General features: G+C 72.4%; 18 protein-coding genes. 8 read left to right on the forward strand and 10 right to left on the reverse strand.

Annotation, left to right across the window (positions count from 1 at the left end):
- Positions 1 to 1,719 carry a hypothetical protein gene (locus tag AB0D85_RS15485; RefSeq protein WP_362319429.1) on the forward strand — a complete coding sequence of 573 codons (1,719 nt, stop codon included), beginning with the start codon at positions 1 to 3 and terminating at the stop codon, positions 1,717 to 1,719.
- 53 nt (positions 1,720 to 1,772) lie between these two features.
- Positions 1,773 to 3,590 carry a hypothetical protein gene (locus tag AB0D85_RS15490; protein ID WP_362319432.1) on the forward strand — a complete coding sequence of 606 codons (1,818 nt, stop codon included), beginning with the start codon at positions 1,773 to 1,775 and terminating at the stop codon, positions 3,588 to 3,590.
- Between the two features lies 1 nt (position 3,591).
- On the opposite strand, the gene AB0D85_RS15495 is transcribed toward AB0D85_RS15490, so the two are convergent.
- From AB0D85_RS15495 to AB0D85_RS15505, 3 genes are all read right to left on the reverse strand, one after another.
- Positions 3,592 to 4,257 (reverse strand): nucleoside/nucleotide kinase family protein, encoded by a 666-nt coding sequence (locus tag AB0D85_RS15495; protein ID WP_362319435.1) that lies wholly within the window; start codon positions 4,255 to 4,257, stop codon positions 3,592 to 3,594.
- A 136-nt stretch (positions 4,258 to 4,393) separates the two neighbouring features.
- Positions 4,394 to 5,287: a M56 family metallopeptidase gene (locus AB0D85_RS15500; RefSeq protein WP_362319438.1), complete on the reverse strand. Its 894-nt coding sequence runs from the start codon at positions 5,285 to 5,287 to the stop codon at positions 4,394 to 4,396.
- Complete coding sequence (locus tag AB0D85_RS15505; protein ID WP_362319440.1) at positions 5,284 to 5,667, reverse strand: BlaI/MecI/CopY family transcriptional regulator; 384 nt, start codon at positions 5,665 to 5,667, stop codon at positions 5,284 to 5,286. The genes AB0D85_RS15500 and AB0D85_RS15505 overlap by 4 nt, the downstream gene beginning before the upstream one ends.
- 149 nt (positions 5,668 to 5,816) lie before the next feature.
- Between AB0D85_RS15505 and AB0D85_RS15510 the strand changes: the two genes are divergently transcribed.
- Together AB0D85_RS15510 and prcB are read left to right on the forward strand one after the other, a co-directional pair.
- The gene (locus AB0D85_RS15510) at positions 5,817 to 6,764 is read left to right on the forward strand and encodes a lysylphosphatidylglycerol synthase domain-containing protein (protein ID WP_362319443.1); all 948 of its coding nucleotides are present in this window, start codon (positions 5,817 to 5,819) and stop codon (positions 6,762 to 6,764) included.
- A gap of 161 nt (positions 6,765 to 6,925) precedes the next feature.
- On the forward strand, positions 6,926 to 7,786 hold the full coding sequence (gene prcB, locus AB0D85_RS15515) for a proteasome subunit beta (protein ID WP_362319446.1): 861 nt from the start codon (positions 6,926 to 6,928) through the stop codon (positions 7,784 to 7,786).
- Between the two features lies 1 nt (position 7,787).
- On the opposite strand, the gene AB0D85_RS15520 is transcribed toward prcB, so the two are convergent.
- Positions 7,788 to 8,471 (reverse strand): phosphatase PAP2 family protein, encoded by a 684-nt coding sequence (locus AB0D85_RS15520; protein ID WP_362320344.1) that lies wholly within the window; start codon positions 8,469 to 8,471, stop codon positions 7,788 to 7,790.
- Positions 8,472 to 8,735: 264 nt separating this feature from the next.
- Here AB0D85_RS15520 and efeU point away from each other — a divergent pair, with 264 nt between their 5' ends.
- The 3 genes from efeU (at position 8,736) to AB0D85_RS15535 (ending at position 13,653) form a co-directional block, all read left to right on the forward strand.
- A complete protein-coding gene (gene efeU, locus AB0D85_RS15525) occupies positions 8,736 to 11,039 on the forward strand; it encodes an iron uptake transporter permease EfeU (RefSeq protein ID WP_362319449.1) in 2,304 nt (767 codons plus the stop codon).
- A 47-nt stretch (positions 11,040 to 11,086) separates the two neighbouring features.
- A complete protein-coding gene (efeB, locus tag AB0D85_RS15530) occupies positions 11,087 to 12,358 on the forward strand; it encodes an iron uptake transporter deferrochelatase/peroxidase subunit (RefSeq protein ID WP_362319452.1) in 1,272 nt (423 codons plus the stop codon).
- A 137-nt stretch (positions 12,359 to 12,495) separates the two neighbouring features.
- Complete coding sequence (locus AB0D85_RS15535; protein WP_362319455.1) at positions 12,496 to 13,653, forward strand: HoxN/HupN/NixA family nickel/cobalt transporter; 1,158 nt, start codon at positions 12,496 to 12,498, stop codon at positions 13,651 to 13,653.
- 30 nt (positions 13,654 to 13,683) lie between these two features.
- Here AB0D85_RS15535 and AB0D85_RS15540 read toward each other — a convergent pair whose 3' ends face one another.
- The 5 genes from AB0D85_RS15540 to AB0D85_RS15560 form a co-directional block, all read right to left on the reverse strand.
- Positions 13,684 to 14,643 carry a hypothetical protein gene (locus AB0D85_RS15540; RefSeq protein WP_362319458.1) on the reverse strand — a complete coding sequence of 320 codons (960 nt, stop codon included), beginning with the start codon at positions 14,641 to 14,643 and terminating at the stop codon, positions 13,684 to 13,686.
- A gap of 12 nt (positions 14,644 to 14,655) precedes the next feature.
- Entirely contained in the window at positions 14,656 to 16,128 is a 1,473-nt protein-coding gene (locus AB0D85_RS15545) for an APC family permease (RefSeq protein ID WP_362319461.1), read from the reverse strand.
- Between the two features lie 298 nt (positions 16,129 to 16,426).
- Positions 16,427 to 17,830 carry a Si-specific NAD(P)(+) transhydrogenase gene (gene sthA, locus AB0D85_RS15550; RefSeq protein WP_362319464.1) on the reverse strand — a complete coding sequence of 468 codons (1,404 nt, stop codon included), beginning with the start codon at positions 17,828 to 17,830 and terminating at the stop codon, positions 16,427 to 16,429.
- A gap of 111 nt (positions 17,831 to 17,941) precedes the next feature.
- Positions 17,942 to 18,529, reverse strand: coding sequence for a deaminase (locus tag AB0D85_RS15555; RefSeq protein WP_362319467.1), 588 nt, complete (start codon positions 18,527 to 18,529; stop codon positions 17,942 to 17,944).
- A 65-nt stretch (positions 18,530 to 18,594) separates the two neighbouring features.
- Positions 18,595 to 18,801, reverse strand: coding sequence for a hypothetical protein (locus tag AB0D85_RS15560; RefSeq protein WP_123979411.1), 207 nt, complete (start codon positions 18,799 to 18,801; stop codon positions 18,595 to 18,597).
- A 171-nt stretch (positions 18,802 to 18,972) separates the two neighbouring features.
- Here AB0D85_RS15560 and AB0D85_RS15565 point away from each other — a divergent pair, with 171 nt between their 5' ends.
- Positions 18,973 to 20,808, forward strand: coding sequence for a glycoside hydrolase family 15 protein (locus AB0D85_RS15565; protein ID WP_362319470.1), 1,836 nt, complete (start codon positions 18,973 to 18,975; stop codon positions 20,806 to 20,808).
- A gap of 18 nt (positions 20,809 to 20,826) precedes the next feature.
- Here the strand turns inward: AB0D85_RS15565 and AB0D85_RS15570 are convergent, their stop codons facing one another.
- On the reverse strand, positions 20,827 to 23,400 hold the full coding sequence (locus AB0D85_RS15570) for a SpoIIE family protein phosphatase (RefSeq protein ID WP_362320347.1): 2,574 nt from the start codon (positions 23,398 to 23,400) through the stop codon (positions 20,827 to 20,829).
- Between the last annotated feature and the right edge of the window lie 26 nt (positions 23,401 to 23,426).

Consider the following 23,426-nt stretch of genomic DNA (forward strand, 5'->3'; position numbering starts at 1 on the left):
GTGCCCGCCCCGCTCGACCACGAGTTCGTCCGCGCGGTGGCCGGCGCCGCCGACCGGTCGGCGGCCCCGCTGGCGGCCGGACCGGACGAGTACCCCGCCGGAGTCACCCACCGTGCTCTGGCCCGCCGGGTCAGGACTCTGGTCGCCGCGTACCGTTCCCCGGACTCGGCACTGCACGGCAGCGGCCGGGCCGTCGCCGCCGCGGTGACCCACCTCCGCGCCCTGCGGGCCGCGCAGACCGCCACCGGCCTCTTCGCCGGCGGCGACAACGTGCAGTCACCGCCGGACTCGGCCTTCACCGTCAACGACGTCTGCGACGCGCACCTCCTCGCTGCCGGCGCGGGACCGGAACTGGGCGACGTCACGGCCGCGCTCGCCGAGATCGCCGGCGCCGCCACCGACAGCCTCCTGACCGGAGGGGCGCACACCCCGAACCACCGCTGGGAGCTGTGCGCGGCGCTGGCCCGGCTGCACCGGTCGTTCCCGGACGGCCGGCTGCTCGACCGCGTCGACGCGTGGCTCGCCGAGGGCGTCGACATCGACGCGGAGGGCCTGTACTCGGAGCGGAGCGCCAACTACGCGGCCCATGTGTCCAACCCGTCGCTGCTGCTCCTGGCCGACGTCCTCGGCCGCGCCGACCTGAGGGACGCCGTCGAGCGCAACCTCACCGCGACCCTGGACCTCATCAGACCGGACGGCACGGTGGAGACCGTCCACTCGCGACGACAGGACCAGCACCACTCGTTCCCGCTGGCGCCCTACCTGCCGCACTACCGGCTGCTCGCGATCCGCACCGGCCGCGGCGACCTCGGCCGGGCGGCACGGTGGGCGGCGGCCGGCGGCATCGACGACCCCGACCTGCTCGCCGAGACCATCCTCACCCCCGACCTGTGCCACAAGCTGCCGGCACCGGCGCCGGAACCCCTTCCCCGCCACCGGTACATCAGCACGGCGCGCCTCGCCTCCCGTGCCTCCGCCACCGCGCACAGCGTCCTGTACGGCGGCTCGGACGTGCCCGAACACCGGCGCATCCGCTCGGGCCTCGCCTGCAATCCCACCTTCCTGCGCCTGTTCGCCGGCGAAGCCGTCCTTGACGCGGTCCGCCTCTCCCGGGGATTCTTCGACCTCGGCCCGTTCCGCGCCGCGGACATGCGACAGCTCGCCGAGCACCGGTACCGGCTCACCGAAACCCTCACGGCCGCCTACTACCAGCCGCTCCCGCCGGAGCTGCGACGGGACGACGGCGCCTACCGCGTGGCGGACGAGGGACGCTTCTCGGCCGCGATGGCCTTCCCGGACCGGCCCCGGGACGAGGTATCCCAGACCACCCGCGTCGAAGCGGACCTGCGCGAGGACGGCGCCGACCTGCGCATCGACATCAGCGGACCACGGGTGCCCTGGGCCCTCGAACTGACCTTCCGGCCGGGCGGCGTGCCGACGGGCGCCGTACCGATCGGCGACGGACGCTGGTGCCTGACGACCGGGCCGATGACCTACCGGGTCGGCGACGACGAGATCCGGGTCGAGGCCGACGTCGAGGCGGGCGAACCGCTCGCCGGGCCGGACCGGAGCGACGTACTGCGGTACGACCCGGGCCAGGACCACACCGTGGTGGGCGGCACCGACGCGACCACCGGCAACCGCGTCTACCTCGGCGGACAAGGCCCGCAGACACTGAACGTCACCCTGCGCGCCCGCCGCCCCGCGGCTGCGCCCTGACCCCGACGACCCACGCCACGGCCACCTCCGGAACGAAGGGCTGCCCCCCTCCCATGCACCTGCCGCGCCAGCTCGGCCCGCTGCACGACCTGCCCGACACCCCCGAGGCGTACGACGCGGTCCTCGCCGACGTCACCGAGCAGGCCCTGGCCCGCCTCACCCCCGAGGGCAACCTCGAACACCCCGACGCCGACGACGACATCGGCGACACCTCCCTCGGCGTCACCTCCCTGCTGGCTCTCGCCTGGCAGCGCGGCAAGGACCCGCGGCTGCCGGAGGCGGTGCGCCGCAGCCTCGCCTTCCATCTGCGCGAGCGGGTCTACACCGAGGACAATCCCGGCTACCCGAACCTGAAGGTCCGCGACTCCGGTCTGCCGTACGCCCGTTACGTCCTGGCGGCGGGCGCGCACCCGATCGGGGACTGGCCCAGCACGGTGTGGGCGCTGCTCCAGGCGGTGAACGTCCTCGACCTGGCGGAGGGCCTGGTGGACGACGAACAGCGCCTGGCGTTGGTCGAGTTGGGCCGAGGCTACTGGCGCTGGCTGACCGAGGCCACCTTCTTCAACCCGCAGGAGGCCGGCAACCAGGCGATCGGGTGCGTGGTCGGCGGTCTGATGCTGGCGCGCCATCTCCCGGCGGAGGAAGGGGAATCGGTCCGCGAGCGGGCCCTGGCCCGGTACGCCGACGAGATCCGCGCCCACCGCGTCCTCGACCGGGGCGCCCTGCTGCCGCCCGAGCACGGCGGCGCCTACGACAACAACTACGGCCCGATCTCACTGTCCTTCCTCGCCCAGGCCCACCGGATCAGCGGCGCGCAGATGTTCGCCGAGGACGGGGACGCGCTCGCCCGGTACATCGACGCCCGCCTGCCGGGCGGCGGCTTCGACAACGGCGGCCCCCGCTACAGCGAACAGCACTCCGGTTTCGAATCCGTCCTCGGACTGCGGTACTTCGGCGCCCGCGTCGGCTCCGACCTCGGCCGCTACCGGGGTGACACCCGCTGGGGCCGGCACGCGGTCAAGCCGGACGGCGGTGTCGACGGGCACTTCGCCTGGATGCTGGTCTGGCAGATCCAGGACACCACCCCCTGGCACCGCACCCCGTCGACGGCTCCGGCCCGCCACCAGCTCCGCGCGGGCACGGTCTCGGTGGCCTTCGACAGCCGTATGACCCCGGCGCTGATCGAGGCCGCCGGTACCTACTACCTCCCGGCGGCGGTGAACCGGCAGCACGGCTTCGGCCCGGTCCTGGACGGCTTCCTGTACTGCCGGCCGATGGGCGAGGTCCGGGTCCGGGACGTGAGCGCCGACGGTCTGACCGCCAAGCTGGTCAGCAAGCCGGTGGTGGGGCGCGACCATGTCCTGCGGCATGTGCGCTCCCTGTACGTCACGGACGGCACCAGCCTGTGGGTGACGGTGGCCGTGGAGCGCTTCGACGGGACGCCGTACCTGCTGGCCGGGCTGCCGTACGCGGCGGACGACGGGGACCGGGTGCGCCGGGTCGCCGAGGGCGAGATCGCGGCGGCGGGTGCGCTGCGTCTCACGCACCCCGCGGAACAGGGCGCCGACCACTTCGACGCGCGCGCCGAACTCACCCAGGAACAGGCCGCGTTCGCCCTCGCCGCCGACCCGCGCGGCTACGGCGACCCGGACGAGGGCTGGCGGCACCTGGTCACCTCCAGCGCCTACGAGGCCGAACCGGTGCCGGGCGCGCCCGAGGGGCTGCACGTGTTCGCCGTACGGTACGGACCCGGCGGGGACCTCACGGTGTCCTTCGAGGACGAACTGACGGTGCGCACCGAGGCGTTCACGGCCGCCATCGGTGCCGAGGACGCCCACGGGGTACCCGAACTCGCCCTCACCGCCGTCTAGGTCAACGGCTGCCCGCGTCGTACGGCGCGGGCAGCGCCGTCTCCGGTACCACCAGGTCCGCCCGGTCCCGGGTGCTCGCGACCAGGTCGGCGTTCAGCTGGTCGGTACCCGCCACCCAGGTCACGGCCTGTTCGTGCCCCTTGCCGAACTCCTCGTGCCGGGCGACCAGCCGCCGTATCCGCTCCGCCTCCTCGATCTCGCAGAACCACACCTCGTCCAGCGCCGGCCGCACCCGCGCCCACAAGCCGTCCGCCAGCAGCAGGTAGTTGCCCTCCGTCACCACCAGCCGGGCCGTCGGCGGCACCGGGAGCGCGCCCGCGATGGGCTGCTCCAGCACCCGCTCGAAGCCCGGCGCGTACACCACGTCGTCCCTGTCCTCGTGCAGCCGCCGCAGCAGCGCCGCGTAGCCGGCCGCGTCGAAGGTCGCGGGCGCGCCCTTGCGGTCTCTGAGGCCGAGACGTTCCAGTTCGGCGTCGGCCAGGTGGAAGCCGTCCATGGGCACGTGCGCCACCCACGGCTCGCCGCCGCCGTTCAGCTCCCGCACCAGATGTTCGGCGAGCGTCGTCTTGCCGGCACCGGGGCTGCCCGCGATGCCGAGGATCACCCGAGATCCTCGGCCGGCGAGGGCGCGGGCGCGGCCGAGAAGGTCGTCGAAAGTCAGGGACACCGGGCAAGTGTGCCACCGGACAGAAGGGTGGCCCGCCGGGTCCGCGAGGCGTTGGCGTTTCGTGCGGGCGCGGTCAGGCGTGCATGTGTTCCCCGGGCCAGGGTCGATCCGGTGTCCGTCAGTGACTCGCCGGCCCTCAGGTCAGCGCGTTCCACAGCAGCCTGATCAGGTCGCCCGTGGCGTCCGCCGCGAACAGGGCCGGGATCGCGCCCAGCACGAGGACGGCCGCCGCGGCGGACCACAGGTGCGGGGGAGGGGTGGTCTGGAGGGCCGCGATCCGGCGGGTGACCGCGCGGTCCGTGAAGCTCAGGGCGCAGGCCGGGCGGGCGCGGCCCGCGCAGAGCGCCGCCCGGGCCAGTGCGCGGGCGGTGGTCACCCGGTCCCCGACGGCGGCCGCGGCCTGCTCGTCCGCCCAGCGCTCCACCAGGAAGGACACGGCCGAACGGACCGGGCCGAGCAGCGGATTGGCGGCCGCCGCGAGCGTCGCCGCCGTCACCACACGGCCGTGCCGGTGTGTCAGGTGCGCTCGTTCATGGGCCAGCAGCACCCGCCGCTCCGCGGGCGCCAGCGCGCTCAGCATCGCCGAGGTGACCAGGATCCGGCCCGGCCGGCCGGGGATGGCGAACGCCTGCGGCACCTCGGAGGCGGCCACCACCAGCTCGGTGTCCCGGGGCTGCCCCTCGCACAGCCGCCGCAGCGCCCGCCGGGTGCGCCGCTCGGCGCGCACCGCCCGCTGCACCCGCCAGACCACCACGGCCAGCGCCACGCACGCGGCGACCCCGATCACCTCGGGCACCGGGTCGGCCAGCCGCCGGCCGTCCTCCCGGGCCTCCCGGACCACCGGCGGGGCATCGCCCACCAGGGCGGTCACCAGCAGGATCAGGGACCAGGTGGTCGCCGCGGCGGTGAGCACGGCGGCGGACGTCAGCACACGGGCGGCCAGCGCCGGGGCGACGCGCCGGCCGATCACCGGGCTGACCAGGGGCAGCAGCAGCGAGAGCAGCAGCGGTGTGTAGACGTCGAAGCTCATGCGCCGCCCCCTGCGAACAGGTTCCGCAGCGCCCGCTCCTCCTCCGGGCTCAGCCCGGAGACGAACTGCTGGAGCGCCGCGATCGGATCCGGTCCCCGGTCCAGGGCCTCGTGCATCGCCTCGGCGGTCAGCTGGGCCGCGTTCTTCGCCGGCCGGTACGCGCCGCGCCGCCCGTCCGCGTCCCGCAGCACCAGCCCCTTGTCGTACAGCCGCTTGAGGATCGTATGGACCGTGTTGTACGCGAGGCCGCCGTCGATGTCGGACTGGATCTCGGCCGGGGTCAACGGGCGTTCGGTCGCCCACAGGGCCGCCAGCACTTCGCTTTCCAGCTCTCCGGCGCTGCGCCGCTCCGCCCTGCCGCGGGACCCTGTGCCAGCCATGGCACAACCTTACAGCGCGTAGTGCCGCCGTCCGTGTGGGCGTACCCGGCGCTGCCTGAGCCCGCAACCCTGGTTAATTTGTCAGTGTTTGTCCCCTAAGTCCATGGACGGTCCTACGCGGGTGTAGGGGAACAGGGGTGGGTGCCTCGATGGTCCCGAACGTGAACGGCGCCCCCGCCACGGGCCGCCGGGGGGTCTACTGGCAGACCGGTGCCTGCCTCGCCGTGCTGGTCTGCGCGGGCTGGCTGCTCCGGCGGCACTGGCCGACCGTGGAACACGGGGCGCTCCGGCTCGCCGTCGCCGATCAGGGCTGGCTGTTCGTGGCGGCCGTGGCGGCGGTCGGGACCTGGGCGTGCTCGGCCCTCGCCCAGCAGGGTGCGGTCACCCCGCGGCTGCCCGGCCGGCGCCTGGTCGCCACGCAGTTCGCCGCCTCGGCCGCCAACCACGTGCTGCCCGCCGGGCTCGGCGCGGGTGCGGTGAACCTGCGCTTCCTGATGCGTTGCGGACTCCCGGCGGGCCGCGGTGCCTCGGCCCTCGCGGTGAAGGCCGCCGCCGGGGTGGTGGTCCGGCTGGCCCTCATCGCCGTCCTCGCCCCGGCCTGCCCGGGGCTGCTGCGCACCCCGCACGTGTCCACGGCCGCGCTCCTCGCCCTGGCCGCCGCGGCCGTCATGGCCCTCGTCCTGCTCCGGGTCCGGGTGTGGCCCCGCTGCCGGGGCGCCGTGGCCGCCGTGGTGACCGACCTGCGGGCCCTGCACACCCGGCCGGTCCGCGCGGCCGCGCTGTGGGGCGGCTCCCTCGCCTTCACCGGGCTGCACGCCCTGGTCCTCATCGCCGTGACCCGGGCGGTCGAACTGCCGCTGTCCCCGGCCCGGGTGGCGCTGCTCTACCTCGCCGCCAGCGGCGCCGCCGCGCTGCTCCCCACCCCGGGTGGCCTCGGCTCGCTCGACGCGGCCCTCGCCCTCGCCCTCACCGCCTCCGGAACCCCGGCCGCCACGGCCGCCTCCGCCGTGCTCGGCTACCGGCTGCTGACCGTGTGGCTGCCGCTGCTGCCGGGCCTGCTGGTGCTCGGGGTGCTGATCCGGCGCCGGGCGCTGTGACCCGCGAGGCGTTTCCGGGCGGCGCGCATCAGGTAGGAGTCCGTTGTCGTCGGCCGACACGGAGGCCCGCGCGGGAGGCCGACACGGGAGGCCGACACGGGAGACCGCGTGCGAAGCCCGCGTGGGAGGCCGGTACGGGACCTGTACGGAGGGGGAGTTGCATGGCAGCGAACGACAGCGACACCGGTGGCCGCCTGGGGGAGGAGTTCTTCACACCCGGCACCTCGTCCTTCGCCGGGTTCCTCGCCGCCCACCGGCCCGAACTGCTGCCCACCCGCAGCCCCCTGCCCGCCGGCACGGCCGCCGCACCCGGCGCCTTCCCGCACGGCACCACCGTCCTCGCCCTCGCCTACCGCGACGGCGTGCTGATCGCCGGCGACCGTCGCGCCACCATGGGCAACCTCATCGCCCAGCGCGACCTGGAGAAGGTGCACCCCGCCGACGACTACACGGCGGTCGCCTTCGCGGGCACCGTCGGGCTCGCCCTCGACATGGTGAAGCTCTACCAGGTCGAGCTGACCCACTTCGAGAAGATCGAGGGTGTCCCCATGACCCTCGACGGCAAGGCCCGCCGCCTCGCCGGGATGATCCGGGAGAACCTCGGCCAGGCCATGCAGGGCCTCGCCGTCGTCCCGCTGCTCGTCGGCTACGACCCCAAGGCGCCGGAGGGCGAACGCGGCCGGATCTTCAGCTTCGACGTCGCCGGCGGGCTCTACGAGAAGCGGGAGTTCCACGCCGAGGGCAGCGGCTCGCCCTACGCCGGGGGCGCGCTGAAGAAGCTGTACCGTACCGGCCTCACCCGCCGCGAGGCCGCCCTCGCCGCGCTCCAGGCGCTCTACGACGCGGCCGAGGACGACTCGGCGACCGGCGGCCCCGACATCAACCGCCGTATCTTCCCGCTGGTCTCGGTCATCACGGACGACGGCTTCGAACGGCTGCCGGAGTCCGAGACGGAGGAGCTCACCCGGGAGATGGTCGAACAGCGCCGGACCCGCCCGGACGGACCGGGCGCCACGCCCTGACTCAGGGCGCGGTCACCGGTCTCTCCGGTACGTCCTCCCGGGCCCGCGGGTCCGGGACCCATCGGGCACCCGCGCACACCCAGACCCCGAGCCAGCCCACCGCGAACAGCCAGCCGCCGAGCACATCGGTGCCCCAGTGCACGCCGAGAAACGCCCGGGTGGCCCCGACGACGAGCCCCCAGCAGCCGACGGCCACGCACAACGCCGTACGGCCGTGCGGGGCGCGTATCCACAGCGCGAGGATCAGCAGACCGGCGGTCAGCGCGGCCGTGGTGCTGTGGCCGGACGGGAACGACCAGCCGGAGGCCTGTGTCTGCCAGTCGGCCTGCGGCGGCCGGGCGCGGGCGATCAGCTCCATGACACCGCGCCGGGCCACCTGGCTCAGGGCGAGGCAGGTCAGGCCGAGGAGTGCGCCGATCAGCCGCTGTCGCCGGGTGCGGCCCACGAGCAGGCCGGCCAGTGCGACCAGGGCGTACGGGACGACCCCGGTGCCGGTCGCGGTCAGCCCCCGGGCCACGGCCACCGCCACGTCCGGGCGATGACCGAGGGACCAGGTGAGCACCGTGCGGTCCAGCCGGAGCGGGGCGCCGTGGCGGCCGGTGACGACCAGGGCCAGCGCCGTGAACGCCACCCAGGCGCCGAGCCCGACGCTCCCCGCGAACTCCGCGATCCTCTTGCGGTTCATCACGCCGGCGCCGGCCCTCTCGGTGACTACGAACTTGGTGACTACGAACATGTAGACGGTCTACTCGAATGTAGACGATCGTGGTCCCGCCCGTGGTTCCAGGGGTACGCGCCCCCGTTCGTTCACGGCTTTTACCGCACCATTGCCATTTCATGACTGTCTGACTACATGTGTGTAGTCATCATGGTCGGCGGAAGTAAGGCATGCCTTCACTAAGTTCGAGCCAAGGGGCGGGGACGGGCCTGCCGGGGAGGGCTGCGGCGGATGTGGGACGACGCGTTTCCGAGTTTCCTGATCGGACTGAGGGAAGGCCTTGAGGCCGGACTGATCGTTTCGATCCTGGTCGCCACCCTGGTACGGGCCGGGGCCAGAAACCGGCTGCCGCAGGTGTGGACCGGCGTACTGGCCGCGATCGCGCTGGCGATGAGTTTCGGCGCGGTCCTCACCTTCACCGCCGCCTCCCTCTCCGCGACCGCGCAGGAGGCCTTCGGCGGCACCCTCAGCGTGATCGCGGTCGCCTTCGTCACGGCGATGGTCTTCTGGATGCGCCGCTCGGCGCGCAGCCTCTCCGGCGAGATCAAGGAGAAGGTGACCGGAGCGCTGGCCATGGGCTCGGGCGTGCTGATCGTCACCTCGTTCCTCGCCGTCGGCCGCGAGGGCCTGGAGACCGCGCTGTTCCTGTGGACCACGGCCCGGGCGGCCGGCGAGTCCGGGGGTCCCCTGGCCGGCGCCGGGATCGGCCTGGTCCTGGCGGCCGGCCTGTGCTGGGGCCTGTACCGCCGCGTCCTGAAGATCAACCTGACGAAGTTCTTCACCTACACCGGTGCCGTTCTGATCGTGATCGCGGCCGGTGTCCTCGGCTACGGGCTGCGCGACCTCCAGGAAGGCGGGGTGTTCCCGGGCAACACGGCCTACGCCGTCGACCTCAGCGGCAGCGTCGACGCGGGCTCCTGGTACAGCACCCTCCTCCAGGGCGTCCTCAACATCACGCCCACGATGACCTGGCTCCAGGTGATCGTGTACGTCGGCTACCTCGTGATCGTCATGACGCTGTTCGTGCGCGGAGTGCGGGCGAGCGAGCCGAAGCCGGCTGTCGAGGCGTCCGCGGCGCAGGCGCAGGCGCAGCGGAAGCCCGCCGCCGACCAGCCCGAATCGCCGTCCGCGGCCGACGCACAGGCGCCGACGACCGACCGGCCCGAGCCGCACGCGCAGCCGACCGCGGATGTTGACGCATCCCGGCCGGAGCCGGAGCCGGAGCCCGAGCCGGAGCCTGCTGCTGCCCACCAGCCGGAACTGGAGCCGGAGCCGGAGCCGGAGCCGCAGTCCGAGCCCGCTGTCGCCCACCGGCCGGAGCCGGAATCGACGTCGGTGCAGGAGTCCGGCCCGAAGCCCGCGGCGGTGCCCCGCCGGCGCCCCGCCTGGGTGGTCCCGGTCGCCGTGGTTGCCGTCCCCGCCGTCGTCGCCGGGCTGGTCGTCGCCTTCGCCCGGCCCAAGCCCAGCGGCGGGCAGACGGTCGCCGTGTCGGCGACCGAGTGCGGCAAGGGCTTCACGGCGCCCAGGACGGGCCGCCAGACCTTCCGGATGCAGAACACCGGCAGCAAGACCTCCGAGGTGTATCTGATCGACCCGGGCACCAACGCGGTCTACGGCGAGATCGAGGGCCTCGCCCCCGGTACCACCCGCGACCTGGTCGCCACGGTCGCCGGCGGCACCTATGCCTGGCGCTGTGTGCCGTCCAGCGGCAAGGCCGTCACCTCCAAGGCGGTCACCGTCACCGGCGGCGGGAGCAGCGCCAAGGCGGTCGTACCGGTCTCCGAGAACGACCTCGCCGCCCCGCTGAAGGCCTACCGGGCGTACGTCGACCAGGGGCTGGCCACCCTCGTCGCCCAGACCCGCACGCTCGACGCCGACATCGAGGGCAACCACCTCGACCAGGCCCGCACCGACTGGCTGACCGCCCATCTCACCTACTCCTCCCTCGGCGCCGCCTACGGCACCTTCGAGGACTTCGACAAGAAGATCAACGGCCGGGCCGACGGCCTCGCGGGCGGGGTGGCCGACAGCGACTTCGCCGGGTTCCACCGGCTCGAGTACGGGCTGTGGCACGGGCAGTCCGCCGACGAGCTGAAGGCCCCGGCCCAGGCGCTCGTCGACGCGGCCGCCGGACTCCAGAAGGCGTTCCCGACCCAGGACTTCGACCCGGGCGACCTGCCGCTGCGCGCCCACGAGATCCTGGAGAACACCCTCCAGTTCGAGCTGACCGCCGACACCGACGAGGGCAGCGGCACCAACCTCGCCACCGCGAACGCCAACCTCGCCGGCACCCGCGAGCTGCTCACCGTGCTCGATCCGCTGCTCACCACCCGCGCGCCCAAGCTCCTGCCGGCCGTCGACGCCGACATCGCGCGCCTCCAGCAGCTCCTGGACGCCGAGCACCAGGGCGCCACCTGGACCCCGGTCGAGAAGCTCGACGCGGCCACCCGGCAGCAGCTGAACGGGGCCACCGGCCAGCTGCTGGAGGACCTCGCCCCGGTGCCGGACCTCCTGGAGATCAGGAAGTCCGCCTGATGACCGCCGCAGACCACACGCACCCGTACGACGAAGGGAACCCTCCGATGTCCGCTGCCGAGACCCCGTCCTGCCCGATGGGCGCGGGCCGCCGTTCCTTCGTGCGGACGGCGCTGGGCGCCGGGGCCGCGGGCGCGGTCCTGGCCGGCGGCGGCTTCGCGCTCAGCCAGGCCGGCGGCACCGCCGAGGCCCAGGCGGCCGACGCGAGCGGCACCACCAAGGTCCCCTTCCACGGCGCTCACCAGGCCGGCATCCTCACCCCGGCCCCGGCGGCCGCCACCTTCGTCTCCCTCGACGTCATCGCCGGCAACCGGCAGGAGCTCGCCGACCTGCTGAAGACGATCACCACCCGGGCGCGCTTCCTCACCTCCGGCGGCACCCCCGAGGACCTCGGCGTCGGCGCGCCGCCCTCCGACAACGGCATCCTCGGCCCCGACGTCCCCTCCGACGCGCTGACCGTCACCGTCGGCGTCGGCGCCTCCCTCTTCGACGACCGCTACGGCCTCGCGAAGGCGAAGCCGGCCCGGCTGACGCCGATGCGGACCTTCCCGAACGACAACCTGAACGCGGCCGAGTGCCACGGCGACCTGTCGCTGCAGATCTGCGCCAACAGCACGGACACCGTGCTGCACGCGCTGCGGGACATCGCCAAGCACACCCGTGGCGCCATGCAGATCAAGTGGCGCATCGACGGTTTCCAGAACGCCCCGCGGCCGACCGGCGCCCAGCGCAACCTGCTCGGCTTCAAGGACGGCATAGCCAACCCGGACGTGACCTCGGCCCGCGAGACCGACCGGCTGATCTGGGTCGGCGACGGGCAGGGCGAGCCGGCCTGGACCGCCGGAGGCAGCTACCAGGTGATCCGGATCATCCGGATGCTCGTCGAGTTCTGGGACCGCGTCTCGCTCAGCGAGCAGGAGCTGATGTTCGGCCGCCGCAAGGACACCGGCGCCCCGCTGGACGGCGCCAAGGAGACCGACATCCCGAACTACGCCAAGGACCCGAAGGGCAACGCCATCCCGCTGGACGCCCACATCCGGCTCGCCAACCCGCGCACGTCGAAGTCCGACAGCTCCCGGATCCTGCGCCGCGGCTACAACTACGACCGGGGCGTCGACAGCGTCGGCAACCTCGACATGGGCCTGGCGTTCTGCTGCTACAACCAGGACGTCAAGCGCCAGTTCGAGGCCACCCAGACCCGGCTGATCGACGAGCCCCTCGTCGACTACATCTCACCGACCGGCGGCGGTTACTTCTTCGCCCTGCCGGGGGTGAGGAACGCCAAGGACTGGCTGGGCAGCGGGCTGCTGTCGGCCTGAGCTCCTTACCTTCCCTTTACCTTCTCATGGGAAAGGCCTGCCACTGCCTTTAGTGCGAACCATTTGCAAGTACGGGAGGATGGCACAAGGCTGTCGATCGCAGCTGCTCCTGTACGACCGAAGGATGTCACCTCCCGATGACGGCCGCCCCTGGTTCCGCTCCGTCCCTCCCCGCCCAGGCCGAGACCAAGCGCTCGGCCTGGCGCCGTGTCCGGAGCTCCATGACCCGGCAGGAGTGGATCAGGGTCGGCGGGATGGCCGGCTTCGTGCTCGCCCTGCACGTCATCGGCTGGGGCACCCTGGTCGGGATCATCGCCCCGCAGCACTTCAGCGTCGGCAAGGAGTCCTTCGGGATCGGCATCGGCATCACCGCGTACACCCTCGGCATGCGGCACGCCTTCGACGCCGACCACATCGCGGCCATCGACAACACCACCCGGAAGCTGATGGGCGAGGGGCAGCGCCCGCTGTCGGTCGGCTTCTGGTTCTCCCTCGGTCACTCCAGCATCGTCTTCGGCCTCGCCCTGCTGCTCTCACTCGGCATGAAGAGCCTGGCCGGACCGGTCCAGAACGACAACTCGCACCTCCACGACGTCACCGGCCTGATCGGTACGACGGTCTCCGGCACCTTCCTCTACCTGATCGCCGGCATCAACCTGGTCATCCTGGCCGGCATCTGGAAGGTCTTCCGGCAGATGCGCTCCGGCGCCTACGACGAGGCCGCCCTGGAGACCCAGCTGAACAACCGCGGCTTCATGAACCGCTTCCTCGGCCGGGTCACCGGCTCGATCACCAAGCCCTGGCAGATGTACCCGCTCGGCCTGCTGTTCGGCCTCGGCTTCGACACCGCCACCGAGATCGCCCTGCTGGTCCTGGCCGGCTCCGGCGCCGCCTCCGGCCTGCCCTGGTACGCCATCCTCACGCTGCCGGTGCTCTTCGCGGCCGGCATGTCGCTGCTCGACACCATCGACGGCTCGTTCATGAACTTCGCCTACGAGTGGGCGTTCTCCAAGCCGGTCCGCAAGGTCTACTACAACCTCACCATCACCGGCCTGTCCGTCGCCGTCGCCCTCATCATCGGCACCGTCGAACTCCTCGGCCTCCTCGCCGAGAAGCTGGACCTGCACGGCTTCTTCTGGGACTGGGTCGCCGGCCTCGACCTCAACACCGTCGGCTTCGTCATCGTCGGCCTCTTCTTCGCCACCTGGGCGATCGCCCTGCTGATCTGGAAGGCGGGCCGCATCGAGGAGAAGTGGACGACGGGCCTCGCACCGGCCGAGCAGACCGAGGGCTGAGCGTCCCCCCGCCCCTTCAGGGCGCTCACCTCACCCCCGCACCTTCAGATCCGCCCGCCACTTGACGAGCTGCTTCTCCGGATCGCCGGTGTACGACCAGGGCGTGCGGGTCGCCCGGCGGCCCTGCAGGCGCAGCAGGGCCGCGGCGATGTCCTTGACGCCCGCCTGACAGGCCGCGTGCGTCAGGTAGTTGAGGTCGCGCAACTCGCCCGGGGCGACGGGATCCTCGCCGCGCTGGGCGATCCAGCGCTCCCAGGTGCGCCGTACGTCGCTGACCGCGCCGTCGTGCTTCCAGTGCTGGCTGAGCGCGACCGCGTTCTGCTGTCCCCGCTCCCCGTCCAGGGCGAACCGGAACTCCTCGACACGGGCGTACTGCACCAGGACCGGCAGCGCACAGCCGGGCGGGGCGACCCCGGCCGCGTCGCGGGCGAAGTCGTACATCAGGCCGTGCGTGCCGTGCCAGCGCGCGGAGTAGTAGTGGAGCACCTGGAGGTGGCCCTCCACGTTGTACGGGTCACGCCGGTGCAACTCGTCCCACCAGCGGGCGAGTTCCTGCCGGCGCACCCCGGTCGGATACAGCCGGGCCACCGAGATCAGGGAGACCCAGGGGGTCGGGTCCTGCGGGTACGCCTCCGCGGCCGCCAGACAGGCCAGCACGGCGGTGTCGATCCTGCCCCGGTCCATCGGGGCGCCCCGGCCCGCCGAGATGGCCAGGGTGAAGGCCCGGGCCGTCTCGGTCGCCGCCCGCAGCACCAGCGCGTCGGCGCTGTGCGGCTCGGCGGCCAGCCAGGACTCAGCCGTCGAACTGCCCGCGCAGGCCTGCGCCAGCAGCCGTACCCGGTGGCCCCGGGCGAGCCAGTCCGGGCCGGTGGCCCGGAGCAGTTCCCGCAGGCCCTGCCAGCGGCCGATGACGATGTCCTGGCGGGCCGTGGTCAGGGACTCGTCCCCGCAGTCCGGGTCGAAGTCGGGGGCGAAGCGGTCTCGCGCCATCGGACTCGTACCTCAGAAATCGGTGGGGAGGCCTTCGTAAGCCCGGGCGTGTGCGGTGACGTGGTCGTCGGGGACGTAGTCGGCCTCGACCGTGCGGGTGGCGTCCAGCTTGGCCGGCCGGTAGTAGTCGCTGCCCTGCTTCCAGTACCAGAGCATCGGGAGCAGGCCGACGGCGAGACCGCCGACGCCGATCGCGATCGCCGCGCCGCTCAGCTGGCTCAGCGACTCGACGAAGATCCAGAACATGAACACCGCGCCGAACAGCGGCCACAGCCCGCCGAGCAGGAAGTTGCCCGCCGACTTGAACAGCATCTTGCGGTAGGCCACGACCACCGCGAGGCCGGCCAGGCCGTAGTAGACGGCGATCTGCAGACCGATCGCCGAGATCGCGTCGTAGAGGATCTCGCCCACCGAGCCCAGTGCGTTGGAGGCGATGAACATCACCAGCGCCACCCCGCCGACCACGCCGATCGCCACGTGCGGGGTGTTCCAGGTGCGGTGCACCTTGCCCAGCGCGGTCGGCATCGTACGGTCGCGGCCCATCGCGAACAGCGAGCGGGTGACCTGGATGAGGGTCGTCTCCAGGGTGGCGATGGTGGACAGCATCACGGCGACGATCAGCACCTTGCCGCCCCAGCCCGGCGCGATCACGTCGCCCAGCGCGCCCAGCACGTTGGCGTCGTTGGCGGCGATCTGGTCGGAGGACATGATGACGTTCACCGCGATGGTGAACACCTCGAACAGCGCGAACACGATGCCGACGCCGATCAGGCCCGCGAGTCCGGTCGTACGGCGGGAGTTGCGGGTCTCCTCGCTGAGGTTGCTGGTGACGTCCCAGCCCCAGTAGTAGAAGGCCGCGATAAGCGCGCCCGAGGCGAAGCCGGAGACGCCGTCGAAGTGCGAGAAGCCCAGCCATGACCAGTCGAAGGTACGGGCGCTGCCGGTGTGGAAGAGGGCCAGCACCGCGAACAGCAGCAGGATCGCCAGCTCGATGCCGGACATCAGCAGCTGGGCGCGCACGGTGAGGCGGGCGCCGCCGAGCACCACCGCGAGCATGACCAGGAACCAGGCGGCGCCGACCACCGTCGACAGCGCGGTGTTGTCGGCGAGGCCCGAGTCGAACAGGGACAGCGTCATCGAACCGGCGGGCAGTGACCCGGCCACCATGAAGATGGTCGCGGACACCACCAGCGCCCAGCCGCTGACGAAACCGAGGAAGGGGTGCAGGGTGCGGCCCACCCAGGAGTAGCTCGCGCCCGCGTTCACATCGATACGGCCCAGGTAGCTGAAGGCGAGCGCGATGCCCAGCATCGGTATCGCGCACCACAGCAGCGCGGCCGGACTGGCCAGCCCCACCGCCCCCACCAGGACCGCGGTGGTCGCGGCCAGCGAGTACGCCGGTGCGCTGCCCGCGACGGCCATGACCACGGTGTCGAACGTGCCGAGGGCGTTGGCCTGCAGCCCTCTGCCCCTGTTGTTGCTCATGGTTGTGCTGCTTTCGGTCGTGCACGGCGCACAGGAGTGCGGGCCCGCGGCGGTACGGGTGGGGGGTGCGCGACCGTCCTCGAACCCTGAGAGGGATGGCCTCGGGTCAGGGGCCGGCCAGGAGAAAGCAAAAAAAGGTGGTGAGGGCCGCATGCCGAGAGTCGGCGGACGGTCACACCGCGTGTGTGGGTGTGACTATAGCGGCCCTCTTTGACCTTTCAAGCTGACCGACCGGTAATCACATATGCCACTTGGGGTGGCCAACCGTCACTCCGGAAGCAGCGGTTCCGTGAGCGCCTCAGTCCTCCAGCCGGTCGAGCTGGCGCAGCTTGTTGGTGGCGTCCAGGGCCGCGACCTTGTACGACTCCGCGAGCGTCGGGTAGTTGAACACTGCATCCACCAGATAGTCGACCGTGCCGCCGCAGCCCATCACCGACTGACCGATATGGATCAGTTCTGTCGCTCCGGTGCCGAAGCAGTGCACACCGAGCAGCCGGCGGTCCTCGGGGGACACCAGCAGCTTGAGCATGCCGTGCGAGTCACCGATGATCTGGCCCCGGGCCAGCTCCCGGTAACGGGCCACCCCGACCTCGAACGGCACGCAGTCCTCGGTGAGTTGGTCCTCGGTCCGGCCGACGAAACTGATCTCCGGGATGGTGTAGATGCCGATCGGCTGGAGGTTGTCCATGTCCCCGACGGGTTCCCCGAAGGCGTGGTACGCGGCGACCCGGCCCTGTTCCATCGAGGTCGCGGCGAGCGCAGGGAAACCGATGACGTCGCCGACGGCGTAGATGTGCGGCACCTCGGTGCGGAAGTGCTCGTCCACCTTGATCCGGCCCCGCGGGTCCGCCGCGAGGCCGGCCTTGTCCAGGTCGAGTTCGTCGGTCAGGCCCTGCCGGCCCGCCGAGTACATCACCGTGTCCGCCGGTATCTTCTTGCCGCTCTCCAGCACGGTCAGCGTGCCCCGGGGGTGCCGCTCGACGGCGGCGACGGTCTCCCCGAACCGGAAGGTGACGGCCAGGTCCCTGAGGTGGTACTTGAGCGACTCGACGACCTCGACGTCGCACATGTCGAGCATGGCCGCACGCTTCTCGACCACGGTCACCTTGCTGCCCAGCGCGGCGAACATCGAGGCGTACTCCATGCCGATCACGCCCGCGCCGACGATGACCATGGAGCGCGGGACCCGCTCCAGCGACAGCACGTTGTCCGAATCCATGATGGTGCGGCCGTCGAACTCGACGCTGTCCGGGCGGGCCGGCCGGGTGCCGGTGGCGATGACGATGTGGTCCGCGCTCAACAGCCTTTCGTCGCCGCCCGGTTCGCGCAGGGCGACGGTGTGCGCGTCGACGAACCGGCCGGTTCCGGAGCAGAGGGTGACATGGTTGCGGGAGAGCTGGTTGCGGATGACGTCCACCTCGCGGCCGACCACGTGCTGGGTGCGCGCGGTCAGGTCGGCGACGGTGATCTCCTCCTTCAGCCGGTAGCTCTGGCCGTAGAGATCGCGCTGGGTGAGGCCGGTCAGATAGAGGACCGCCTCGCGCAGGGTCTTGGAGGGGATGGTGCCGGTGTGGATGGACACACCGCCGACCATCTCGGGGCTGTCGACGACGGCGACCCGGCGGCCCAGCTTGGCCGCGGCGATGGCGGCCTTCTGGCCGCCGGGTCCGGATCCGATGACGAGCATGTCGAAGTCTGGCACCTTGCGGAGTCTGTCAGCAGGCACCACCGCACCGGAAGGGTGAACTGGCAACCTTCGTGTGAAATCCGGTACGGACCAGGGCCGTTGCCCGTCCCGCGGTCCACGCTCGGCTCACCGCGACCCGCCCGCGCGCCGCTCGCGGAGCGTCCGGGCCCGCCGGAACAGCGCGTCCGTCGTCCCGGCCATCACCCCGCCGAGCAGCCGAGGGGCGTAGAACGAACGTGCCGCGTCGGCCACCTCGCGCGCCGGGATGGTGATCTGGACCAGTCCGGTGCGCCGGAGTCCTTCCAGCGAGGTTCCCCAGATGATTCGGCCCACCCCCGCCCAGGCGCAGGCGCCCATGCACATCGCGCACGGCTCCGCGGTCGAGTACAGCGTGGCCGTGGCCCAGCCGTGGTTGCCGACCCGGCGCACGTAGTCGGCCATGGCGACCATCTCCCCGTGGTACGTCGGGTTCTCGACCGAGGCGTTGACACCCCGCCCCAGGACCCGGCCCGAGGCCACGAACACCGCCCCGAAGGGGTACAGCTCGTTGCCGTACGCCGCCTCGATCGCGTATCTCATGAACCGGGCGTGCGGCTCGTCGTCGCCCGCGGCCCCGGCGGCGGGGGTGGATCCCGGCGGGCGTACGGCCGGTGCGGACGACACCGCGCCCGCCGCGCCGACCAGTCCGAGGAGGCGGCGCCTGTTCAACGTCATCGGCACTCCGGGCAGGGCAGCGCCGCCGAGGGCCGTGCCCGGCCCCCAGCGGTCCTTCGGCGGATTCAGGGCAGGAGCCGCTCGATGCAGTTCGGCCCCTCGCGCTCCATCTTCTTCCTGGCCCATTCCAGCGTGGCCGGGGTGACGTCCCGGCCCGACGCCATCACCAGGTCTTCGGGCGCCACCCCGGTGCCGGGGGCGCTGTGCAGCAGGGAGTCCGGGGTGGCGCGGTCGTCGGACGGCCGGGACGCTTCGGGTTCTGAGGTCGACATGGTCCCTCCTTCGCGGAGCGGGTGCACACTCTCACGATTGCCCGCCCGGGCGTACCCCGCATCCCGAACGGACCCGTACCCCCGTGTGCGGGGCCGGCAGCCGGTGCGGAAAGGAAAGCGGCGCTCCTAAGCTGGAAGGTGCCCGTACGCCCATCCGGGGAGGCCGCCACCATGGCCGAACAGCCGTTCTACCAGAATGCGCCCGGTAGCCCCCGCTACCTGCCGATCGCCGAACACGGGCTGATCGGCGATCTGCGCACCGTGGCCCTGGTCGGCAGCAACGGAACGATCGACTGGTACTGCTGCCCGTCCTTCGACGCCCCCAGCGTCTTCGCGGCCGTTCTCGACGCCGAGCGCGGCGGTTTCTTCGCACTGGCCCCGGCCGTACCGGCCAGGACCAAACAGTTCTACTTCCCCGACACCAACGTGCTGATCACCCGGTTCTTCACCGACGACGGCGTCGGCGAGGTCCAGGACTTCATGCCGGTCACCGGCGAGACCGACGAGTGCGAGCGGCACCGGCTGATCCGCCGGGTGCTGTGCGTCCGCGGGACCGTCCCCTTCCGGGTCCGGGTGGCGCCCCGCTTCGACTACGGCGCCGACCCGCACACCCTGCGCATGCTCGGTGACGCCGCCGTGTTCGAGTCCCGGTCCGCGTCCCTGGCGCTCACCTCCACGGTGGTCATGGAGAGCGACGGCCCGGACGCCCGCGCCGACTTCAAGCTCGCCGAGGGCGAGTCCGCCGTCTTCGCCCTCGACCAGGCCGGCGACCACATCGCCCCGCGCGGCTGCGCCCGCACCGAGGCCGAGGTCCAGTTCGAGGCCACCGTCTGCTACTGGCGGCGCTGGCTGCACCGGTCCCGCTACCGGGGCCGCTGGCGGGAGATGGTGCACCGCTCCGCGCTCACCCTGAAGCTGCTCACCTACGCGCCCACCGGCGCCATCGTCGCCGCGCCCACCACCAGCCTCCCCGAGCAGTTCGGCGGCGAACGCAACTGGGACTACCGCTACGTCTGGATCCGCGACGCCGCGTTCGCCGTCTACGCCCTGCTGCGGCTCGGCTTCAGCGGCGAGGCCGAGGCCTTCATGAAGTTCGTGACCACCTACATCAGCCCCGGCGACGGCTTCGCCTCGGGCCCGCTGCAGATCATGTACGGCATCGACGGCCGCAGCGAGCTGCCCGAACGCGAGCTCCCGCACCTGGAGGGCCACTGCGGATCCGCCCCGGTACGCGTCGGCAACGGCGCCGCCGGCCAGCTCCAGCTGGACATCTACGGCGCCCTCATCGACTCGATCTACCTCTACGACAAGTGGGCCCAGCCCATCTCCAGCGCCCAGTGGGACGACGTCACCCGCCTCGTGGGCTGGGTCTGCGACCACTGGGACCAGCCCGACGAGGGCGTGTGGGAGACCCGCGGCGGCCGGAAGAACTTCCTCTACTCGCGGCTGATGTGCTGGGTCGCCATCGAGCGCGCGATCCGCCTCGCCAACCGGCGCGGCCTGCCGGCCGACCTGCCCCGCTGGCGGCAGTGCCGCGACACCATCTACCGGCGGATCATGGACCGCGGCTGGTCGGAGCGGCGCGGTGCCTTCGTCCAGTACGAGGGCGGGGACGTGCTGGACGCCTCGCTCCTGATGATGCCGCTGGCCAAGTTCATCGCCCCGACCGACCCCAAGTGGCTCTCCACCCTGGACGCCCTCACCGAGGACCTGGTCTCCGACTCCCTCGTCTACCGCTACGACCCGCAGGCCAGCCCCGACGGACTCCGCGGCGACGAGGGCACCTTCTCCATCTGCTCCTTCTGGTACGTCGAGGCCCTGGTCCGCGCCGGACGCGTGGACGACGCCCGGCTCGCCTTCGAGAAGATGCTCACCTACGCCAACCATCTCGGCCTGTACGCCGAGGAAATCGGCCGCACCGGCGAGCAGCAGGGCAACTTCCCGCAGGCGTTCACCCACCTCGGCCTGATCAGCGCCGCGTTCAACCTGGACCGGGCGCTGGGCTGAGCGCCGGGAGCGGCCACGTCAGGACAGCTGCTGTTCCGCCCAGATGACCTTGCCGGCGGGCGTGTACCGGGTGCCCCAGCGCTCTGCCATCTGCGCGACCAGGAACAGGCCCCGGCCGCCCTCGTCGGTGCTCGCCGCGTACCGCAGGTGCGGGGAGGTCGTGCTGCCGTCGGAGACCTCGCAGATCAGCGTCCGGTCGCAGAGCAGCCGTACCCCGATCGGCTCCCGGCCGTAGCGGATGGCGTTGGTGACCAGCTCGCTGAGGATCAGCTCGGTGGTGAACGACAGCTCGTCCAGGTCCCAGTCCGCCAGCTGCCGGGTCACCCTGGAACGCACCTCGGAGACGGCCGCGGGGTCGGCCGGCACCCGCCACTCGGCGACCCGGTCCGCGCCGAGCGCCCGGGTGCGGGCGACGATCAGCGCGACATCGTCGTCGGGGCGGGCCGGCAGCCGCTCCAGGACGGCCGCGCAGGTCTCGTCGGGGGTGGCGTCGGCCGCCGACTCCAGCGCGCCGGCGAGCAGGTCGAGCCCCTCGTCGATGTCCCGCCGCCGGTCCTCCACCAGCCCGTCGGTGTACAGGACCAGACTGCTGCCCTCGGGCAGCTCCCACTCGGCCGTCTCGAAGGGCAGTCCGCCCAGACCGAGGGGCGGTGCCGCCGGGACGTCCAGGAACTCCACGCTGCCGTCCGGCCTGCGCAGCGCGGGCGGGGGATGACCGGCCCGGGCCACCGTGCAGCGCCGGGAGACGGGGTCGTAGATCGCGTACAGACAGGTCGCGCCGGTGATCGTGGCCGTGTCCGCGGGGGTCTCGTCCTGGTCGATACGGCCCACCAACTCGTCCAGCAGGCCCAGCAGTTCGTCGGGCGGCAGGTCCAGCGCCGCGAAGTTGTGCACGGCCGTGCGCAGCCGGCCCATGGTCGCCGCCGCGTGCAGCCCGTGCCCCACGACGTCCCCGACCACCAGCGCCACCCGGGCCCCGGACAGCGGCAGCACGTCGAACCAGTCGCCGCCCACGCCCGCCTGCGCCGGCAGATAGCGGTAGGCGATCTCCAGGGCGCTCTGCTCGGGCAGGCGGCGCGGCAGCAGACTGCGCTGGAGGGTCACCGCCATGCTGTGCTCGCGCGTGTAGCGGCGGGCGTTGTCGATGGAGACGGCGGCGCGGGCCACCAGCTCCTCCGCGAGGGCCAGCTCCTCCGTGTCGAACGGCGTGAGCTTCTCCGCGCGGCAGAAGTTGGCGAGGCCCAGCACCAGGTTTCCGGCCCGCAGCGGCACCGTGATCAGCGAGTGGATGCCGAACTCCAGGATCCTCCCGGTGAGGTCCACGTCCTGGGCCCGCCAGCCGGGCGCGTCCCGCAGCCGCGGCTCGACCACGGACTCGCCGGTCTCCAGACTGCGGCCCTGCGGCGAGGACGGCACGAACTGGAACCGCTCGCCGACCGGGTACAGCGGGGCGTCCTTGCGGATACCGCTGACCGCCACCCGGCGCAGCGCGTCCCCGCGCTTCGGCTCCTCGCCCTTGAGGACCGCCTCGTACAGGTCGATGGTGGCGTAGTCCGCGAACCGGGGCACGGCCAGCTCCGCCAGTTCCTCGGCGGTCCGGGTGACGTCCAGGCTGGTGCCGATGCCCACCCCGGCGTCGTACAGCATGTTCAGGCGCTCGCGGGCCACCTCGGCGCGCCCGGACAGGGCGCGCAGCTCGGTGGAGTCGCGCAGCGTGGTGACGCTGCCGGGCGGGCCGCCGCGCACCTCGATGGGCCGCTGGTTGACCGCCAGCAGCCGGTCCTTGACCAGGTGCACCTCGTCGGTGGCCACCCGGCCCGAGGCGATCAGCTCCGCCGTGCCGCCGTCCAGGCCGAGGTCCAGGACACGGCGGCGCTCGGCGTCCGCGGGCAGGTCCAGCAGACGCTGTGCCTCGTCGTTGGCGAGCATCAGCCGGCCGTCGCCGCCGACGATCAGCACACCCTCCCGTACGGAGTGCAGCACCGCGTCGTGGTGCTCGTACATGCGGGTCATCTCACCCGGTCCGAGACCGTGCGTCTGGCGCAGCAGCCGCCGGCTGACCAGCGCCGTCCCCGCCGTCGCCAGGGCCAGACCGGCCGCGGCCGCGGTCAGCAGCAGCGGCAGCTGCTGGTTGGCCTCCCCGCCCACGTGCGCGGTGGTGATGCCGGCCGACACCAGGCCCACCACCTTGCCGTCGGCGTCCTTGACCGGGACCACGGCTTGCACCAGCTGGCCGATGGTGCCCTGCACCTCCTCGGTGACGGTACCGCCGGCCAGCGCGGGCCCGATGTTCCCGACGAACTTCTTGCCGATGCGGCCCGGCTTGGGGTGCGTGTAGCGGATCCCGTCGGTGTTCATGACCACGATGAAGTCCACGCCCGTCGCCTTGCGGGCCGCCTCCGCCTTCGGCTGGAGCACGGTCGTCGGGTTCGGCAGCTGCAGCGCCGCCGCCGTGCCGGGCGCGTTGGCGAAGGTCTGGGCGACGGCCACGGACCGGTTGCGGGCCTCCGTGGTGCTGTCGCGCCGCACCTGGAGCACCTGCGCCACCACGGCCGACACGACCAGCAACAGGACGATCACCACCTGCAGCATGAACACCTGTCCGGCCACGCTGCGGC

This window comes from Streptomyces sp. NPDC048277 (genome assembly GCF_040652235.1).
GTDB lineage: Bacteria > Actinomycetota > Actinomycetes > Streptomycetales > Streptomycetaceae > Streptomyces.

Coding starts and splice junctions, on each gene's coding strand:
- AB0D85_RS15490 (WP_362319432.1), top strand. CDS start 1,773: ATGCACCTGCCGCGCCAGCTCGGCCCGCTGCACGACCTGCCCGACACC.
- AB0D85_RS15500 (WP_362319438.1), bottom strand. CDS start 5,287: ATGAGCTTCGACGTCTACACACCGCTGCTGCTCTCGCTGCTGCTGCCC.
- AB0D85_RS15505 (WP_362319440.1), bottom strand. CDS start 5,667: ATGGCTGGCACAGGGTCCCGCGGCAGGGCGGAGCGGCGCAGCGCCGGA.
- AB0D85_RS15510 (WP_362319443.1), top strand. CDS start 5,817: ATGGTCCCGAACGTGAACGGCGCCCCCGCCACGGGCCGCCGGGGGGTC.
- prcB (WP_362319446.1), top strand. CDS start 6,926: ATGGCAGCGAACGACAGCGACACCGGTGGCCGCCTGGGGGAGGAGTTC.
- AB0D85_RS15520 (WP_362320344.1), bottom strand. CDS start 8,471: ATGAACCGCAAGAGGATCGCGGAGTTCGCGGGGAGCGTCGGGCTCGGC.
- efeU (WP_362319449.1), top strand. CDS start 8,736: ATGTGGGACGACGCGTTTCCGAGTTTCCTGATCGGACTGAGGGAAGGC.
- efeB (WP_362319452.1), top strand. CDS start 11,087: ATGTCCGCTGCCGAGACCCCGTCCTGCCCGATGGGCGCGGGCCGCCGT.
- AB0D85_RS15535 (WP_362319455.1), top strand. CDS start 12,496: ATGACGGCCGCCCCTGGTTCCGCTCCGTCCCTCCCCGCCCAGGCCGAG.
- AB0D85_RS15540 (WP_362319458.1), bottom strand. CDS start 14,643: ATGGCGCGAGACCGCTTCGCCCCCGACTTCGACCCGGACTGCGGGGAC.
- AB0D85_RS15545 (WP_362319461.1), bottom strand. CDS start 16,128: ATGAGCAACAACAGGGGCAGAGGGCTGCAGGCCAACGCCCTCGGCACG.
- AB0D85_RS15555 (WP_362319467.1), bottom strand. CDS start 18,529: ATGACGTTGAACAGGCGCCGCCTCCTCGGACTGGTCGGCGCGGCGGGC.
- AB0D85_RS15560 (WP_123979411.1), bottom strand. CDS start 18,801: ATGTCGACCTCAGAACCCGAAGCGTCCCGGCCGTCCGACGACCGCGCC.
- AB0D85_RS15565 (WP_362319470.1), top strand. CDS start 18,973: ATGGCCGAACAGCCGTTCTACCAGAATGCGCCCGGTAGCCCCCGCTAC.
- AB0D85_RS15570 (WP_362320347.1), bottom strand. CDS start 23,400: ATGCTGCAGGTGGTGATCGTCCTGTTGCTGGTCGTGTCGGCCGTGGTG.